Here is a 17,595-nt window from a genome sequence, read left to right on the forward strand (position 1 = left end):
CACAGAGGGAAACAGCCAGACCTCAACGAAAGCGCCACGACTTTGCGTGGCGCTTTGCGCAATATTCCGCAGCCCGGCAGAAAATCAATGCGCGAGAATCTCCATCGCACTCTTCTTCAATTCCAGAAACCGCGGTTCGAATGCGACCTGCGGAGTCCGCGGCCTTTCCAGTTCGATCGGTACATCGAGTGCGACCCGCCCCGGCCGCGCCGATAGCACAACCAGGCGCGTACCGAGAAAGATCGCTTCGTCGATGTCGTGCGTGATGAAGACCACCGTGCAATGCAGTTGCTCCCACAGCGCGGTCAAAAACGTCTGCATGGAACTGCGCGTCTGCGCATCCAGTGCGCCGAAGGGCTCGTCCATCAGCAGCACCTTCGGCTTCATCACGAGCGCGCGCGCGATCGCCACGCGCTGCTGCATGCCTCCCGATAGCTCATAGGGCTTATGCCGGGCGAACGACTCCAGACCGATGATCTTCAGAATATCCGCCGACTCCTTGTGCCGTTGCGCCTTCGGCACCGAATGCAGCGACGGTCCGAACTCGATGTTCTCTTCCACGCTGAGCCACGGAAACAATCCGGCCTGCTGGAACACGACGACGCGATCGGCCCCAGGCTGGTCCTTGACCTCGCCATCGATATAGATGTTCCCGCGCGAAGGCGAGGTCAGACCGGCGAGCAGATGCAGCAAGGTCGTCTTTCCGCAGCCCGAGGCACCGAGGACCGTGATGAACTCACCGCCCCGGAACTGCAGATTGATGTTCTCCAATGCCGAAATGGTGCCGAATGTCTTGTACAGCGAATCGATGACGATGTTCAAGTTCGTCTCCTGCGCGGCAGTCAGAAAATCGCTAGCTCAGTGCGCCAGATCAGTGCGCCAGATGTTTCGAGTACTGTGGCGCGACGTTGTTGTCGAAATTCGCCGGCACGCTCGGAATGCGGCCTATCGAATTGAGCACGTTGGCCGTGTTCACCAGCGTCTGGTACGTGGCGGAAGTTTTGACGCCCGCGTCGAGGCCCATCACTTTCGGCGTGGTCTGGTCCGCGCCGGAAAACAGCTCGTAACCGGCGAGTTCGCTCGTCGCGACGGGCACGGTCACCCCCGTTGCTTTCGCCATCTCGGCAAGCGCCTTGTCGCGGTCCTTCATCGTCACCTGGTAACCCTGATCGAGCGCCGCGACAAAACCCTGGACCAGTTCCGGATGCGCCTTCGCCCACTCGGAGTTGGCAATACAGACGTTATAGCTCGACGCTTCCCGCGGCAAATCGCCGTCCGTCTTGATGGTTTTGCCACCAGCCGTACGCAGCGCGCTGAATACCGGATCCCAGACGATGGCCGCGTCGATCGCGCCGGTCACCCACGAGGTGCGCATCTGCGGCGGCGCCATATTGATCTGCGTGACGGAGTCATACGGCACATGCGCGGCCGCGAGGAAGGTCGCCAGTTCGAACGAGGCCTGCGAGCCCGCCACGATGGCGATCTTCTTGCCCTTCAGCCCAGCGACGTCGTTGATGCCGCTATCGGGCTTCACCACGATGCCGGCCGCGTTGGTGTAACGCTCCTGGTTGTACACGATGGTCATCGGCAGGCCCTGCGCAATCGCGGTGACGAGCGGCGGCACGCCGAGGCCGCACATGAACGTGAGACTGTTCGATGCCAATGCACTCATCGCGGCCGGGCCGGAACTGAAGAGCTTGTACTGGACATCGGCGTTCATCTGCTTTTCGAACATGTGCTCGGCCATCGACACCATGTACGGATCGGCGCCGTTGTCCTCGTAACCGATGATCACCTCGGGCTTGCTCTGCGACTGAACCGCGCCGGGAAACAGACAACTACCAGCCAGCAGAGCCGCGCTTACGCCATAGACCCATTGCATCTTTTTCATTTTTCGTCTCCTCGGATCACCCGATCAGTTATGCCCGCGCCATGGAACAACCCAATTTTCGATCTTGCGAATGACCAGCTCCATTCCATATCCGATCAACCCGATGATCACGATGCCGACGATCACGATCGCAACCTGCAACGCCTGGCCGGCGAACTGCACGAGCCAGCCGAGCCCGCTGCTCGCCGCGATCAGTTCGGCCGCGACCAGACACGTCCACGCCACGCCGATACCCACGCGCATCGCGGTGAAGATCTCGGGCATCGCTGAAGGCAGCACGACCTTGCGGAAGATCTGCGCGTTGGTCGCACCAAGCGTGCGAGCAACCTCGATGCGCAGTTGCGGCGTACTTTTCACGCCCGACATCGTGCCGATGATGATGACTGGAATGGTGCCGACCAGAATCAGAATGGCCTTGGGCAATTCGCCGATGCCGAACCACACCACCAGCAGCGGAATATAGGCAAGCGGCGGTACCGGCCGCACGAACTGCAAGAGCGGATCGATGATGTCGAAGATGATCCTGTTGCGCGACATCATCAGCCCGATGGGTACACCGATCGCAATCGCGCCCACAAAGCCGATAACGATGCGAAAGCAACTAATCAGGATGTCGCTGATCAGCGACTGGCCGCCGTATCCATTGCGGACGATTTCGATGAAGGCCTGCCATACCGCCACCGGTGAAGGCAGCGCGAACGGCGGGAAGATGCCCGCCATCGACACCGCTTGCCACAGTAAGACGCATATCACGAGCACGGCCGTAGTCAGCCACCAGGAATTCAATCTGCCGCGGCGGCGGATCTGGACCACCGGTTCAATCGACGAATCCGCGCGATGCTTGATCGTCTTCAGTCTTGGTAAGGCTCTCACCGCCGTCTCCTCAAGTTGAAAAACTGTGCGCACGTCAGCGTTAAGCTGTGCGTTCGATTCGGGTTCCATCTCAATTCAAGTATAGTCAGCGGCTACCTGGGCAGATTCCGGCTTCTTCTATGGCTTCTTCTATTTCACGCCTGCGAACTCGCCCGTTTAGTCAAGGATTCTCAATCAATAAAACCGCGGGTAGTACCAGGCGGGAAGTTCCGATGGGGCCAGTGGCTAATGAACGTCGTCCGCCGGTTTCACAACGGCGCGGCAGGCCCCGCCGGCCAAGTTCTTCCGATTATTCGCACGACGCGCGCTCGAAACTCCAACGCTCGCCGGGCTGTCGCACTGCATCGCAGCATGAGGCTGGCCACCGTCAGCATGTCGAGCATGTGCCCAACATCACGGTGCTGACCGTGTCATCGCGAACAGTCGCTCCGAAATTTACCTAATCGACGCGGACGGCCAGTGTTGAATATCGTGTGTAGATTGACCGGCCGGTCTGGACGATCCAGCCGATGCAGCCGATATCCGGTCGCCCCAATGCCCTCTCACCGCCGCATCGATCACAGGAGTCAGCATGCCGACCCGTACCCCGTCCGCCCTGTGGGCACAGCAATTCCGACGGTCACCGGAGTCGAAGACAAGTCTGCAGCACCAGATCCGCGAGATGCTGGTGGCCTGCATCCTCGACAGGCAATTGCCGCCGGACTCCGCGTTGCCGTCGAGCCGGGAGTTGGCCGAGCAGCTCGGCGTCGCGCGTAATACCGTGGTGCTCGCCTATCAGATGCTGGTGGAGGAAGGCTATCTGGTGTCGCGCGAACGCAGCGGCCACTTCGTCAACCCCGACATGCTGGAGGGCCTGCACGGCGTAACGGTCCAGCAACGCGTGCCGCAGCGCGGGCAACAACGGGGGCAACAAGGAATGCCGCAGCCCGACGTCGTGAAGCCCCATGGCGCCCGCTCGCCCACTCCGCCCGCGTGGAATGCGCGCATCGTGCGGCCGCCCTCGGCCCAGCGCAACATCGTCAAACCGGCCAATTGGCAAAACTACGCGTATCCATTCATCTACGGGCAGTTCGATCAATCGCTGTTCCCTACCAATGACTGGCGCGAGTGCTGCCTGAAGGCGCTGTCGATCATGGAGATCCGCAACTGGGCGCCCGATCTGATCGAGCGCGACGACGAATCGCTGATCCAGCAGATCCGCACGCGCGTGCTGCCGCGGCGCGGCGTGTTCGCGATGCCCGAGGAGATCATCATCACGAACGGCTGCCAGCAGGCGCTTTATCTGATCGCCGACCTGCTGTGCGGCAAGCGCACGACGGTCGGCTTCGAGAACCCGGGCTATCCGGATGCACGCAACATCTTCGTGAATCGCAACGCGCAGCTTCTCGAACTGCCGGTCGACGCCGAAGGCATCGATCCGGTACGCCTGCGCGACTCGCTGGCTCGCTGCGATTACGTGTTCGTCACGCCGAGCCATCAATGCCCGACCACGGCGACGATGCCCATCGCGCGACGTCAGGCGCTGCTCGAACTCGCGCAACAGCACGACTTCGTCATCATCGAAGACGACTACGAGAGCGAAAACACCTTCTCCGGCACGCCGCATCCGGCGTTGAAGAGTCTCGACACGGCCGATCGCGTGATCTACGTGGGCAGCCTTTCGAAGACGTTCGCCCCTGGCCTGCGTCTCGGTTACGTGGTCGGCCCGCAGGAACTGGTGCGTGAGTTGCGCTCGCTGCGCCGTCTGATGGTGAGGCATCCGGTGGCCTATATCCAGCGCGCGTTCGCGACCTTCCTCGCGCTCGGACATCACGACGCGCTGCTGCGCCGGCTCGCGCACGCGTACAAGGAGCGCGCCCGCGCGTTGATGGCGGCGCTCGACACCCATCTTCCCGAAGCGCGCTACGTGCCGATCGGTGGCGGCGCATCGTGCTGGGTTCAAGGTCCGCCGTGGCTGGACTCGGCGCGCCTTGCGGACGATGCGCGCGAGGCCGGCATTCTGATCGAGCCAGGCGGCGTTTTCTTCGCCGACGAGACCGGTCACAGCCCGTGGTTCCGGATGGGCTTCTCCGCGATCAAGCTCGAGAAAATCGAACCGGGTATACGCGCGCTCGCCGAGGTCGTGCGCAAGCAGCGGCCCGCCTGAGTCTTTGCGCCACTGTCCGGGCGCTGGCCCAGGCGAAAGCTTCGCACTGGTGCTACCGCGCTCGACGGGCAAACCCTAACGTGTCGATATACCGTGCCGCGCGCGAATTCCAGCGCAGCGCACGGCACCAGCTTTTCCACTGGAGACACGTATGGCAGATACGCTCAGCGCCCAACCAACCGTCACGGCCGACACGCTCGCCGCCTTTTCCGACGCCTTCAATCGCCATGACGCCGACGCGCTGATGGGGTTCATGACCGAAGACTGCGTGTTCGACGCGGCCGGCGGCCCCGACGTGTATGGCACCCGCTTCGTCGGGCGCGAGGCGGTGCGCGCCGCTTTCGAAGCGGTCTTTCGCACGTTCCCGGACGCGCATTGGGGCGAAGGCCGCCACTACGTCGCCGGCGATCGCGGCGTCTCCGAGTGGGTGTTCACCGGCACGCATGCCGAAGGCTGGCGCATCGAAGCAGAAGGCTGCGATCTGTTCGAGTTCCGCCATGGCCTGATCGCGGTGAAGCGCGCGTTCCGCAAGGAACGCCCGAAGCAGACCGCCTGAGCCGCATTCATCGACGCATCCGTCGCGAGTGTTTTGAAACGAAACGTTCCATTCCATTCCAGATTCATCCATCGAGGACGGAATCCCTTGACCCTCATTGGGCGCCGCCTAGCATCAGAACACGGCATTGCGGCAAACGATAACCGGAGACAGTTGATGAGCGAAAAGACCCCTACCCAGACGGCGAGCGGCCCGCGGGACATGACCCCGTCCGAAGCCTTTGTCGAAACCCTCGCGGCCAATGGCGTGACCGACATGTTCGGCATCATGGGCTCCGCCTTCATGGACGCGATGGACATCTTCGCGCCAGCGGGCATCCGCCTGATTCCCGTCGTTCACGAGCAGGGCGCGGCACACATGGCCGACGGCTACTCGCGCGTATCGGGCCGCCACGGCGTCGTGATCGGCCAGAACGGGCCCGGCATCAGCAACTGCGTGACGGCCATCGCGGCGGCGTACTGGGCTCATAGTCCGGTCGTGATCGTCACGCCGGAAGCGGGCACGATGGGCATCGGTCTCGGCGGCTTTCAGGAAGCGAACCAGTTGCCGATGTTCCAGGAGTTCACGAAGTACCAGGGCCATGTGACGAACCCCGCGCGCATGGCCGAGTACACGGCGCGCTGTTTCGACCGCGCGATGTCCGAAATGGGCCCGACCCAGCTGAACATTCCGCGCGATTACTTCTACGGCAAGATCAAGGCCGAGATTCCGCAACCGCGCCGGCTCGATCGCGGCCCAGGCGGCGACGAGAGCCTGAACGAAGCGGCCGATCTGATCGCCGCGGCGAAGTTTCCGGTCATCATCTCCGGCGGCGGCGTCGTGATGGGCGATGCAATCGACGAATGCAAGGCGCTCGCCGAACGCCTTGGCGCCCCCGTCGTGAACAGCTACCTGCACAACGATTCGTTCCCGGCGAAGCATCCGCTGTGGTGCGGCCCGCTCGGCTATCAAGGGTCGAAGGCCGCGATGAAATTGATCTCGCGCGCGGACGTCGTGATCGCGCTGGGCTCGCGCCTCGGACCGTTCGGCACGCTGCCGCAACATGGTATGGATTACTGGCCGACCAACGCGAAGATCATCCAGATCGATGCCGATCACAAGATGCTCGGCCTCGTGAAGAAGATCTCGGTGGGCATTTGCGGCGACGCGAAGGCCACGGCGCAGGCACTGACCGAACGCCTCGCGAACCGCACGCTCGCGAGCGACGCCACGCGCGCCGAGCGCGCGGACCAGATCGCCACCGAAAAGGCCGCGTGGGAAAAAGAACTCGATTCGTGGACCCACGAGCGCGATGCCTACAGCCTCGACATGATCGAAGAGCAGAAGCACGAGCGCACGCCCGGCGGCGGCGAGTATCTGCATCCGCGCCAGGTGCTGCGCGAACTCGAGAAGGCGATGCCCGAGGACGTGATGGTGTCGACCGACATCGGCAACATCAACTCGGTCGCGAACAGCTATCTGCGTTTCAACAAGCCGCGCAGCCTGTTCGCCGCGATGAGCTGGGGCAACTGCGGCTATGCATTCCCGACCATCATCGGCGCAAAGGTGGCCGCGCCCCACCGCCCCGCGATCTCGTATGCGGGCGACGGCGCCTGGGGCATGAGCATGATGGAAACGCTCACGTGCGTGCGCCACAACATTCCGGTGACGGCCGTCGTGTTCCATAACCGCCAGTGGGGCGCCGAGAAGAAAAACCAGGTGGACTTCTACGATCGCCGCTTCGTGGCAGGCGAACTGGATAGTCCGAGCTTCGCCGGCATCGCGAAGGCGATGGGCGCCGAGGGCATCGTCGTGGACAGGCTGGAGGACGTGGGCCCGGCGCTCAAGCGCGCGATCGATCTGCAGATGAACCACGGCAAGACGACCATCGTCGAGATCATGTGCACGCGCGAGCTGGGCGATCCGTTCCGCCGTGACGCACTGTCGAAGCCTGTGCGCCTGCTCGATAAATACAAGGACTTCGTCTGATTGGACGATAGCGGGCCACGTGCGCTGCGTCGCGCGCGCGGCTTTCGCACTGTGGCCGGCCGCAGGCGGCGCATCCGTCTGTGGCCGGTGTTCGTCCGCTGATGAGCCCATCCGCTTACGAGCCCATGACATCATGAAAGCCCTGAATCGTATCGTCGAAAGCGCACGCCTCGCGCCGATGCGTATCGTGCTGTGCGAAGCCGATGACGCACGCGTGCTCGCCGCCGCGGCCCGGGCGAGCCAGGAAGGCCTCGCGCGAATCATGCTCGTCGGCGAGACAGAAGCAATTCGCGCGGCCGCCGCGCGCGAGTCGGTCGATCTCGACGACATCACGCTGATCGACCCGCAAACGAGCACATGGCGCGCTGCCTTCGCCGACGAACTGGTCAGGCTGCGCGGGGCCAAGGGGATGACGCCCGCGCTCGCATGGGACGAGGCCGCGAAACCGCTCGTCTTTGCCAACCTGATGGTGCGCCTAGGCCACGCGGACGGTTCGGTGGCAGGCGCCGTTCACACGAGCGCCGACGTCGTGCGCGCGGCCATCCAGCTGATCGGCGTCGGGCCGTCGTTCAAGCTCGTGTCGAGCTTCTTCCTGATGATGCTGTGCGAGCCGTTTCATCGCTATAAAGGCGGCCTGATCTTCTCCGACTGCGCGCTCGTGGTGGACCCCGACGCGGCGCAGCTCGCCGAGATCGCGATGGCCGCCGCCGACAGCGCGCGCAGCCTGCTGATGGAAGAGCCGCGCGTCGCGATGCTGTCGTTCTCGACGAGCGGCAGCGCTCACCACGCGAGCGTGGACAAGGTGATCGAGGCAACGCGGCGCGTGCACGAGCAGCGCCCCGCGCTATGCGTGGACGGCGACGTGCAGCTCGACGCGGCACTCGTCGCCGAGATCGCCGAGCGCAAGATCGAGCATTCGCAATGCGGCGGCCATGCGAACGTGCTCGTGTTTCCGAATCTCGATGCGGGCAATATCGGCTACAAGCTCGCGGAGCGGCTGGGCGGCGCAAAAGCGATCGGCCCGCTGATGCAAGGTCTGAACCGGCCCGCCAACGATCTGTCGCGCGGCTGCAGTCCCGAAGATATCTACTACGTGATCGCGACGACGGCGGTCCAGGCGCAGACGGCACACGAACGCGACATCGCTCATTCGAAGGAACCGCACGCGGCATGATCTTTCATCGCGATGCGCAGGCCACCGCTATGTCGCCGCTGTTGTACTAACGCGGCGCACCGATCCATTGCGCGAGACCGATCAGACGCGCCATATCGAGCGTCTCGCCCGAATCGAGCGCAACGCAATGCCGGTAGTACGGACTGAGGTCCAGCCCAACGCCTAGCCCGATCACATCGACATCGCGCATCGCCTCGTGCGCCGCGACCACTTCCTTCAGGTGGTTGTCGAGATAGAAGGCGTCGTTCATCTGCGCGGTGGCTGTGTCCATCGGGCTGCCGTCCGAGATCGTCACGAGAATGCGCCGTGCCTCGGCGCGAGCGGCGAGCCGCGCGCACGCCCAGTCCACTGCTTCCCCGTCCACGCCTTCGCGAAACAGATCCGCCTTCAGCAACGCGGCGATGGCCGGGCGAGCACGCCGCCAGCTCTCGTCGGCGGACTTGAACACCATGTGGCAGGTTTCGTTCAGACGTCCGGGATGAGGCGGCCGCCCGCCCGCGAGCCAGTCCGCGCGCGCGCGGCCCCCGTTCCACGCGAGCGTCGTGAAGCCGAGCACCTCGGTCGAGATTCCGGCCTGCTCGCATGCGCGCGCGAGCAGATCGACCATCATCGCGACGGGCTCGATATGCGCCTTCATCGACCCCGAGCAATCGATCAGGAAGCCCACCACGCAGTCGCTGCGCGGCTCGAATCGCTCGCGCCTGAACACGCGCCGCTCGGCGGGCGAGCTGACGACCTGCGCGAGGCGTCGGCCGTCGATGCGGCCATCCTCCTCGCCGAATAGCCAGCCATCTCGGCGCGGCACCGCAATCGCCATCTGCAGCGCACGCGCGAGCCGCGCCACGTTGATGCCGCACGCGGCGATGCGTTCGTCGAGCCGCTGCCGATACTCGCGCAGCAGCGTTTCGCGCACGCGCTCAGCGGGCCGGATTTCGCGGTCGTACTGCGTCGTATACGCGCGATAGCCATGCGCTGCGTCGGCCAGCACGCGGCTCACGCCGGTGGACGCAAGCGCGGGCAACTCGACAGTCGACTCGTCGAAGTCGACCCACAGCGAGAACGACGTCAATGCGTCGTCGGATGCGCGCGCTTCGTCGGCGTCGTCGCCGGCCTGTGCCGCGCGCGCGTCTTCGAGCATCGTCGCGACGCGGCGCGCCAGCTCGCGGGCATGCGCCGCGTACGCGCGTTGATCCGCGCGAGTCGCGCGCAGCCCCGCAAGCTGCGCGCCGATCTCCGGCGCGATGCCGGCGCGCGTCGCTTCGATCAGATCTCCCGCCTCGTCGGGCACGGGCCAGCCGCTCACGCGCGACCACACAATCTGCGCCACCGTGTACAGCAGGATGCCGAGGTGACCTTCGGCAAGACCCGCGCGGCAATACGCGCGCGACCACGTTTCGAACCGGTGCCGCAGATTGTCGGCGAGCCCCGGCATGCCGGGCGGCAATTGCGCCTCGCAGCGCACCTGCTCGAACAGCTCGAACAGCAGACGCTCGATCGGGGCATCGGGAGCCAGCAGGCGATGCAACGCCGGGTCGGAGTGAAGCAACCGTTGCGCGGCGGCGTCGGCGGCACCACGCAGCGACGCAAATTCATCCTCGTAGACGTTGCTGCGCAGATGCGGCGCATACAGCGGCAGCGGTCTCGACTCGCGGCAAAGCCGGCCGCCGCGATAATGCAGCGCGGCATCGCCGGTGAGCGCGCGCACGGCAGCCGCGCACAGCGCCTCGCGCCGCAGCGCTCTGCGCACCGCCTCGGGCGTCGGCGCGACACTCACGCGCGCGGCTCCCGTGGTTCATCGCCGTCGCTGCCTTCTCCGTTGGACGCTGTGCCCAGCTCGACGCCGAAGCAGCGCTGGTAATACTCGGCGACGATCGGCCGCTCGGCCTCGTCGCACTTGTTCAGGAACGTCAGACGGAACGCCAGCGCGGGATCGCGGAAAATCTGACAGTTCTCGGCCCAGTCGATGACCGTGCGCGGCGACATCAGCGTGGACAGATCGCCGGTCGCGAACCCTTTGCGCGTCATCGCCGCCATGCTGATCATCGAATCGACCAGTTGCCGGCCCGCGTCGTCGGTCATCTCCGGCACGCGGGCGAGCACGATGCCGGCCTCCTCTTCGCGCGGCAGATAGTTGAGCGTGGCCACCACGTTCCAGCGATCCATCTGCGCGTGATTCAGCATTTGCGTGCCGTGATACAGGCCGTTCAGATTGCCGAGGCCGATCGTATTGGTGGTCGCGAACAGACGAAAGTGCGCGTGCGGCCGGATCACGCGATTCTGGTCGAGCAGCGTGAAGCTGCCGTCGCGCTCGAGGATGCGCTGGATCACGAACATCACGTCGGGGCGACCCGCATCGTATTCGTCGAAGATCAGCGCAACAGGGCGCTGCAGCGCCCACGGTACGATCCCCTCCTGGAACTCAGTGACCTGGCGGCCGTCGCGCACCACGATCGCGTCCTTGCCGACCAGATCGAGCCGGCTGATATGGCCGTCGAGATTCACGCGTACGCAGGGCCAGTTCAGGCGCGCGGCGACCTGTTCGATATGCGTCGATTTGCCGGTGCCGTGCAGCCCTTGCACCATCACCCGCCGATTGCGCGTGAAGCCGGCGAGTATCGCGAGCGTGACTTCGGGGTTGAAGCGATAAGCGTCGTCCACGTCGGGCACGTGGGCGTCGCGCTCGCTGAAGGCCGGCACCATCAGATTCGAATCGAAGCCGAAGCGCTCTCGCACCGGCACCATGCGGTCCGGTCCGTCCATCGCGCGTTCCGAGGTCATCGCTTTCTCCTTGCCGCTTTGATGGCTGAAAAGCCAAGAATACGCGCGTTCAAGGCTTCTCATCCCGTCTGAAATACTGCAGATAAAGCATCCTTTGCCCAATTCGCCGGAACGGCGCAAACGGATGCCCGGGCAGAGGCGTGGTGAAAATCGGCAGCGTCAGTTGCTTGCCCTTGCCCGCGATGTGCTCGGCAAGCCGGCGCCCCGCCTGCTGCGAATAAGACACACCATTGCCACCATAGCCCAGCGCGTAAAACACCGCTTGCCGCGGATCCGGCTGGCACACGCGCGGCATCATGTCGTGGCTCACGTCCACCCAGCCCCACCACGAATAGTCGATCTGTACGCCGCGCAGCGCGGGGAACTTGCGCGCCATGCCTTCCTTCAGCAGATCGAGATGGCGCGGATTGGGCGCGTCCTCGCCGGTAATCGCGCTGCGACTGCCGATCTGGAGCCGGCCATCGGGCAGGAAACGATAGTAAAAGCGCAGCGTGCGCGTGTCCGTCAACACCTGGGTCGTGCGAAAGCCGCAGGCGGCGATCTCGGCTTCGGTCAACGGGCGCGTAACCATCGAGTTCGACAGGATCGGCATGACCTTGCTGCGCAGCGTCGGATGCAACGTCTGCGCCGTATACGCGCCGGTCGCGATACCGACCGCGCGGGCCCGCACGACGCCGCCGGGCGTACGCAGATGGTGCACGCCGTTGATGGTTTCCCAGCCCATCACCGGGCTGCTCGTGTGGACCTTGGCGCCCGCGGCTCGCGCGAGACGCAGATAGCCGAAGGCGAGCTTCAGCGCGTGTATGCCGATGCCTTCGGGCTCGTGTAACGCGCCGGCCGCCTCGTGGTCGTCGATGAATTCGCGGCGAAACGTCTGCGCGCTCAACAGCTCCGACGGGTAGCCGAACACGTCCTTCCAGACCTTCGCCTCGGCGGCGAGCTTCGCCATGATGCGCGGACGGTGTGCGATCAGAAAGTGGCCGCCCGGCTGCGGATCGCAATCGATTTCGGCCACGAGTTGCTTGAAATGATCGAAGCCCTGCTGGATCTCGTCGTGCATCTTGAGCGCGACGTCCTTGCCCCAGCGCTCGATCCATTGCGAGCGCGACAGCCGTCCCGACGCATTCTGTCCCTGTCCGCCGTTACGGCTACTGCAGCCCCAGCTCGTGCGGTTCGCCTCCAGCACCACGGCCTTGATGCCGTGCTCGCGCGCGAGGCACAGCGCGGTGGCGAGCCCCGTGTAGCCCGCGCCGATGATCGCGACATCCACGTCGAGATCCTTGGTGACGGGGCCGTCGTCGGGGGGCGGACTGCCCGCGGTCGCGACCCAGTAGGTCGGCGCGTAATCCTTGCCGACCCCCGGCCCCGGCGACACGAGCGGATCGTACGTGGGGTCGTACCTGGTGGAGCCGGCACGGTTTGCGGCAAAACCGGCGGCGGAATCGACCGTGCTGTATCCCATGATCAATACTCCACGGGCTGCGTGAAGACGGTTGCATGCTGCGCCGCGAGAGCGGTTCCTGTCGACTGCCTGTTCGTCATGCCTGTCTCCTGTCGACCGGAGTTGGCGCTTTAGCTGTCGATCCGGAGTTAGCGCTTTAGCGCTTACTCCGATCCCATGCAAAGCTCTTACTCCGGTCCCATGATGGTTATTGTCGAATAGCGTTGGTGCGTTGGCGGCCTTCTCCGATTCCATGCCAAGCCGTCGTCGTTCTTTGGCACTCTGCTGGGAAAAATTTTAGGCAGACCAGAATCACACAGGTAGAGCCAGTGGCCCGCTATCGCCTGGTACAGCGGCGAGGATCATTTCGATCGCGTATCGGGGTAATCCGCTACGTAAGCCCCCGAGCTTTGCGCTCATACTGAATGCGCGTGAAACTCGAACAATTCGTTTCAGTTTCACGCCCTTCAGGAGGAGACCGATGCGCGACCCAGCGCAACAGACGATGCCGAACCCAGCGCCAAATCCCACGCAAAACCCCGCGCAAAGCCCGGCACAACCAACAGCGCAAAGCAGCGCCCCCGCACCGCGCGAAGAATCGTCGGCGGATGACGCTCGCGTGCTGCGCGCGCTCGTGGTGCTGGAGCACCTGGCGTCCGCGGGCCAGCCGTACACGCTGTCGCAATTGTCCACGCGGCTGCATATTCCGAAGGCGACGCTGCTGCGGCTCATCGATTCGCTGGAAACGCGCGGCTACGTGATCCATATGCCCGATTCGCGCGGCCACGACCGCAGCATTGCGCTGGGCCCGCGCGCGGCGCAGCTCGCGCTCGCCACGCTCGCCAACAACACGTTCACACGTTCGTGCCGCGTGCTGCTGCGCACCTTGGTGGAATCGCTTGGCGAAACCTGCAATCTGACCGCGCTCGACGGCGACCGCGTGCTGTATATCGAACGCGTCGAGACAACGGAGCCGCTGCGCATGGAAATGCGTCCGGGCATGCACGTTCCGCTGCACTGCACCGCGAGCGGCAAGCTCTTTCTGTCGCAGATGAGCGTGCTGGAACGCAACGCGCTGCTCGAACGTCTGGTGCTGACCAAGATGACGCACCGCACCCTGACCGCCCCCAAGACGCTCGTGGCGGAGCTTGAACAGCTCGCGGTGCGCGGCATCGGCATCGACAACGAAGAGTTCGTGCGCGGCATGGTGGCGATCGCGGTGCCGGTGCGCGACCCCACCAGCAAACGCGTGCTCGCCGCGCTCGCCGTGCATGCGCCGACCGCACGCGCGACGCTCGAAGAACTGCTGGAATCGGTGGGCCGTATGAAGCAGACAGCGAGCAGACTCGCACCGCTGCTTCAGGGGCTTTCGCTCGACTGAGCGCGCACCGGGCCGCCACCGGGTGGCCGCCGGGTGGCCACCGTTTCGCCGGCAAAACACTCGCGCTTCGCCTTGGACTTCTGATCCCGTTTCAGCAGTTTCCGTTTCACTTTCGGCCCGTGCATACGATCGACGCTTGCCGTCGGCATCCCGTTCCTCGACATTGATCCGAAAACGCGGCACGTCATGCCGCTCCAGGATTTCGAGGAGACGGGATTCATGGATCATGAGGTCGACTACCTGATCGTCGGCGCCGGATCGGCCGGTTGCGTGCTTGCTCACCGGCTCAGTGCCGATGCGCGCAACGCCGTGCTGCTGCTCGAAGCGGGTGGTGAGGACAGCAACCCGTGGATCCACGTGCCGGTCGGCTACTTCAAGACCATGCACGACCCCGAACTCGACTGGTGCTACCGCACCGAGCCCGACGAAGGCGTGGCCGGACGACAAATCGACTGGCCGCGCGGCAAGGTGCTCGGCGGCTCCAGCTCGCTCAACGGCCTGCTCTACGTGCGCGGGCAGCGTGAGGATTACGATCGCTGGGCGGCGCTCGGCAATCGCGGCTGGAGCTATGCCGAGGTTCTGCCGTATTTCAGGAAGTCGGAAGATCAGGAGCGCGGCGCGAACGCGTGGCACGGCGTAGGCGGACCGCTGAAGGTTTCCGACCTGCGCTTGCGCCGGCCCATCGCCGATCATTTCATCGCCGCCGCGCAGGAAATCGGCATCCCGCTCAATGACGACTACAACGGCGCGGTCCAGGAGGGGGTCGGCTACTTCCAGCAGACGGCCCACAACGGCTTTCGCTGGAGCACCGCGAAGGGCTTTCTGAAACCCGCGCGCAAACGCGGCAATCTGAGCGTCGAAACGCGGGCGCAGGCGAGCCGGATACTGTTCGAAGGGCGTCGCGCGGTCGGCGTCGAGTATCTGCAGAACGGCGTGAAAAAGCGCGCGCGGGCACGCGTCGAAGTCATTCTCGCTTCCGGCGCGATCGGCTCGCCGCAGATTCTTCAGCATTCCGGAGTGGGCCCCGCGCAGGTGTTGCGCGACGCCGGCGTTGCCGTGCTGCACGACTTGCCGGGCGTCGGCCGGAACCTGCAGGACCATCTGCAGGTACGGCTCGTATTCCGCACGCGCGAGCGCACGCTCAACGACGAGGTCAACCATCCGTTGCGCAAGGCGTGGATCGGGTTGCAATACGCGCTGTGGCGCACCGGGCCGCTGACGCTGGCGGCCAGCCAGGTCGCGATCTTCACGCGCTCGAGTGCCGCGGCCGAGCGCCCGGACATCCAGTTTCACATGCAGCCGCTGAGTGCCGACAAGCCCGGTCAGGGCGCGCATCCTTTCTCGGCGTTCACGGCATCGGTCTGCCAGTTGAGGCCGCATAGCCGCGGCAGTGTCGAAATCCGTTCCGCCGACCCGCTGCAATACCCGGCGATTCGCGCCAATTATCTGAGCGATCCGCGCGACCATCCGGTCGTGATTGGCGGCATCCGCGTGGCGCGACGCATCGCCGCCGCGCCGTCGCTTGCGCCGCACATCGTGTCCGAGTTCGTGCCCGGCGAGCGGTATCAGAGCGATGCCGAGTTGCTGGATGCGGCGCGCCAGTTCAGCCAGTCCATTTATCACCCCGCGGGTACCTGCAAGATGGGCCGCGACGCAACGGCGGTAGTCGACGAGCGTCTGCGCGTGCATGGACTCGCTGCGCTACGCGTCGTCGATGCGTCGATCATGCCCGAGCTGGTCTCCGGCAACACCAACGCGCCCGTGATCATGATCGCCGAGAAAGCCGCCGACATGATTCTCGAAGACCACGCGAGCGGTTCGCTGCTTCAACCGGAGCACGCCGAGGCGCACTCCTGACATAGACGGGCGCGCAGGCTCATGCCTACGCTCGTGAATACGCTCCAGCACACGCGGCACTGAAACGATACGCAGCAAGCGAAGGAACCCTGACGAAAACACCCGCTTTTCAAGGGATCGCACCAACCGAGGTGCGCCCATAAAGGAGACCGCCATGAACGCATTGCCCCGCACCGACGCCCGGCAGATGAGGCGCGTAGTTGTCGCGAGCCTGATCGGCGCGACGATCGAGTGGTATGACTTCTTCCTGTACGGCGTGGTCGCCGGCATCGTCTTCAACAAGCTGTATTTCCCGAGCGGCGATCCGCTCATTTCGACGATGCTCGCCTACGGCACCTTCGCCGTGGGCTTCCTGAGCCGTCCGCTCGGCGGCGTCATATTCGGTCACTTCGGCGATAGGCTCGGACGCAAGAGCATGCTGATCATGACGCTATCGATCATGGGCGTCGCCACCGTGTTGATCGGCATGGTGCCGACCTATGCGCAGATCGGCCTGTGGGCGCCCGCGCTGCTGCTCGTGCTGCGCGTGGCGCAGGGCCTGGGTCTCGGCGGCGAATGGGGCGGCGCGGTGCTGATGGCGTTCGAATACGCGCCCGAGAACAGACGCGGCCTCTATGCGAGCATTCCGCAGATTGGTCTTGCGATCGGGCTGTGTCTTGCATCGGGCGTGGTCGCCCTGCTCTCCTCCGTGCTCAGCAATGCGCAGTTTCTCGCGTGGGGCTGGCGCGTGGCGTTCTTCCTTTCGTTCGTGCTCGTGGTAATCGGCATGTATATCCGCCTGCGCGTGCTGGAAACACCCGAGTTCGAACGCGTAAAGCAACAGGGCGCCGAGGTCCGCGTGCCGATCGCCGAAGTGATCTTCCGCTATCCCGGCAATGTGCTGGCCGGCATGGGCGCACGCTTTATCGACGGCGTGTTCTTCAACGTGTTCGCCGTTTTCACGATCGCCTATATGATGCAGACGCTGAAGCTGTCGCGCACCGACGCGCTGCTCGCCGTGATGGCCGCCGCGTTCACGATGATTTTCACGATTCCGTTTTTCGGCCGCCTGTCGGACCGCATCGGCAGAACGCGGATTTACTTCTGGGGCTCGCTGTTCACGGGCTTGTCGTCGTTCTTCGGCTTCTGGCTGATGAAGCACAGCGGCGGCTCGCCGCTGTTCGTGTGGATCGCCGTGATCATTCCGCTCGGCGTCATTTACGCGTCTGTCTACGGGCCCGAGGCGGCGCTGTTCGCCGAACTGTTCGACGCCAATGTGCGCTACTCCGGCATCTCGTTCGTCTATCAGTTCTCCGGCATTTTCGCGAGCGGCATCAGCCCGATCATCGCGACGTGGCTGTTGCAGCGCAATGGCGGCGATCCGTGGCTGATCTGCCTCTATACGATGTTCGCGGGTCTCATCAGCGCGCTATCGGCCGCGTGGGTGGGCCGCCGGCATCACACACGGCACCCGGCGATGAGCGGCGCGCGGTGAATGGCTCGCCGCGGTTCGCGCGCGGCGGCGAATGCGTCATTGGTTGCGGCAGCAAA

The 17,595-nt window shown here is 64.5% G+C and carries 13 protein-coding genes; 7 read left to right on the forward strand and 6 right to left on the reverse strand.

Features of this window, described 5'->3' with window-relative positions; all coding sequences use genetic code 11:
• Positions 1–84: 84 nt before the first annotated feature.
• The 3 genes from L0U82_RS38795 to L0U82_RS38805 are packed head-to-tail and all read right to left on the reverse strand — an operon-like array spanning position 85 to position 2,764.
• Entirely contained in the window at positions 85–822 is a 738-nt protein-coding gene (locus L0U82_RS38795; protein WP_233839123.1) for an ABC transporter ATP-binding protein, read from the reverse strand.
• A gap of 49 nt (positions 823–871) precedes the next feature.
• The gene (locus tag L0U82_RS38800; protein WP_233839124.1) at positions 872–1,891 is read right to left on the reverse strand and encodes a taurine ABC transporter substrate-binding protein; all 1,020 of its coding nucleotides are present in this window, start codon (positions 1,889–1,891) and stop codon (positions 872–874) included.
• A gap of 24 nt (positions 1,892–1,915) precedes the next feature.
• Positions 1,916–2,764: an ABC transporter permease gene (locus L0U82_RS38805; RefSeq protein ID WP_233839125.1), complete on the reverse strand. Its 849-nt coding sequence runs from the start codon at positions 2,762–2,764 to the stop codon at positions 1,916–1,918.
• 571 nt (positions 2,765–3,335) lie between these two features.
• On the opposite strand from L0U82_RS38805, the gene pdxR reads away from it, so the two are divergent.
• The 4 genes from pdxR to pta all read left to right on the forward strand — a co-directional run bounded on the left by pdxR (position 3,336) and on the right by pta (position 8,608).
• Complete coding sequence (gene pdxR, locus L0U82_RS38810) at positions 3,336–4,910, forward strand: MocR-like pyridoxine biosynthesis transcription factor PdxR (RefSeq protein WP_233839126.1); 1,575 nt, start codon at positions 3,336–3,338, stop codon at positions 4,908–4,910.
• A gap of 151 nt (positions 4,911–5,061) precedes the next feature.
• Positions 5,062–5,466 (forward strand): nuclear transport factor 2 family protein, encoded by a 405-nt coding sequence (locus L0U82_RS38815; protein WP_233839127.1) that lies wholly within the window; start codon positions 5,062–5,064, stop codon positions 5,464–5,466.
• A 156-nt stretch (positions 5,467–5,622) separates the two neighbouring features.
• Complete coding sequence (xsc, locus tag L0U82_RS38820; RefSeq protein WP_233839128.1) at positions 5,623–7,434, forward strand: sulfoacetaldehyde acetyltransferase; 1,812 nt, start codon at positions 5,623–5,625, stop codon at positions 7,432–7,434.
• 133 nt (positions 7,435–7,567) lie between these two features.
• Positions 7,568–8,608: a phosphate acetyltransferase gene (gene pta / locus L0U82_RS38825; protein WP_233839129.1), complete on the forward strand. Its 1,041-nt coding sequence runs from the start codon at positions 7,568–7,570 to the stop codon at positions 8,606–8,608.
• Positions 8,609–8,654: 46 nt separating this feature from the next.
• Here pta and L0U82_RS38830 read toward each other — a convergent pair whose 3' ends face one another.
• The 3 genes from L0U82_RS38830 to L0U82_RS38840 are packed head-to-tail and all read right to left on the reverse strand — an operon-like array spanning position 8,655 to position 12,848.
• Positions 8,655–10,382, reverse strand: a complete 1,728-nt coding sequence (locus L0U82_RS38830; protein ID WP_233839130.1) for a cobaltochelatase CobT-related protein — start codon at positions 10,380–10,382, stop codon at positions 8,655–8,657.
• Positions 10,379–11,386, reverse strand: coding sequence for an AAA family ATPase (locus tag L0U82_RS38835; protein WP_442793722.1), 1,008 nt, complete (start codon positions 11,384–11,386; stop codon positions 10,379–10,381). The genes L0U82_RS38830 and L0U82_RS38835 overlap by 4 nt, the downstream gene beginning before the upstream one ends.
• 49 nt (positions 11,387–11,435) lie before the next feature.
• Positions 11,436–12,848, reverse strand: coding sequence for an NAD(P)/FAD-dependent oxidoreductase (locus tag L0U82_RS38840; protein ID WP_233839131.1), 1,413 nt, complete (start codon positions 12,846–12,848; stop codon positions 11,436–11,438).
• A 460-nt stretch (positions 12,849–13,308) separates the two neighbouring features.
• Here L0U82_RS38840 and L0U82_RS38845 point away from each other — a divergent pair, with 460 nt between their 5' ends.
• The 3 genes from L0U82_RS38845 (at position 13,309) to L0U82_RS38855 (ending at position 17,539) form a co-directional block, all read left to right on the forward strand.
• Complete coding sequence (locus tag L0U82_RS38845; protein WP_233839132.1) at positions 13,309–14,208, forward strand: IclR family transcriptional regulator; 900 nt, start codon at positions 13,309–13,311, stop codon at positions 14,206–14,208.
• Between the two features lie 219 nt (positions 14,209–14,427).
• Positions 14,428–16,065: a GMC family oxidoreductase gene (locus tag L0U82_RS38850; RefSeq protein ID WP_233839133.1), complete on the forward strand. Its 1,638-nt coding sequence runs from the start codon at positions 14,428–14,430 to the stop codon at positions 16,063–16,065.
• Positions 16,066–16,219: 154 nt separating this feature from the next.
• Positions 16,220–17,539, forward strand: coding sequence for an MFS transporter (locus L0U82_RS38855; protein ID WP_233839134.1), 1,320 nt, complete (start codon positions 16,220–16,222; stop codon positions 17,537–17,539).
• The last annotated feature ends 56 nt before the right edge of the window (positions 17,540–17,595 follow it).

Origin of the sequence: Paraburkholderia sp. ZP32-5 (assembly GCF_021390495.1) — a bacterium.
In the GTDB taxonomy this organism is placed as follows: domain Bacteria; phylum Pseudomonadota; class Gammaproteobacteria; order Burkholderiales; family Burkholderiaceae; genus Paraburkholderia.

Excerpts from the sequence above, each read along its gene's own strand:
- L0U82_RS38800 (WP_233839124.1), bottom strand. The coding sequence starts at position 1,891 with ATGAAAAAGATGCAATGGGTCTATGGCGTAAGCGCGGCTCTGCTGGCT.
- pdxR (WP_233839126.1), top strand. The coding sequence starts at position 3,336 with ATGCCGACCCGTACCCCGTCCGCCCTGTGGGCACAGCAATTCCGACGG.
- L0U82_RS38815 (WP_233839127.1), top strand. The coding sequence starts at position 5,062 with ATGGCAGATACGCTCAGCGCCCAACCAACCGTCACGGCCGACACGCTC.
- xsc (WP_233839128.1), top strand. The coding sequence starts at position 5,623 with ATGAGCGAAAAGACCCCTACCCAGACGGCGAGCGGCCCGCGGGACATG.
- pta (WP_233839129.1), top strand. The coding sequence starts at position 7,568 with ATGAAAGCCCTGAATCGTATCGTCGAAAGCGCACGCCTCGCGCCGATG.
- L0U82_RS38835 (WP_442793722.1), bottom strand. The coding sequence starts at position 11,386 with ATGACCTCGGAACGCGCGATGGACGGACCGGACCGCATGGTGCCGGTG.
- L0U82_RS38840 (WP_233839131.1), bottom strand. The coding sequence starts at position 12,848 with ATGGGATACAGCACGGTCGATTCCGCCGCCGGTTTTGCCGCAAACCGT.
- L0U82_RS38845 (WP_233839132.1), top strand. The coding sequence starts at position 13,309 with ATGCGCGACCCAGCGCAACAGACGATGCCGAACCCAGCGCCAAATCCC.
- L0U82_RS38850 (WP_233839133.1), top strand. The coding sequence starts at position 14,428 with ATGGATCATGAGGTCGACTACCTGATCGTCGGCGCCGGATCGGCCGGT.
- L0U82_RS38855 (WP_233839134.1), top strand. The coding sequence starts at position 16,220 with ATGAACGCATTGCCCCGCACCGACGCCCGGCAGATGAGGCGCGTAGTT.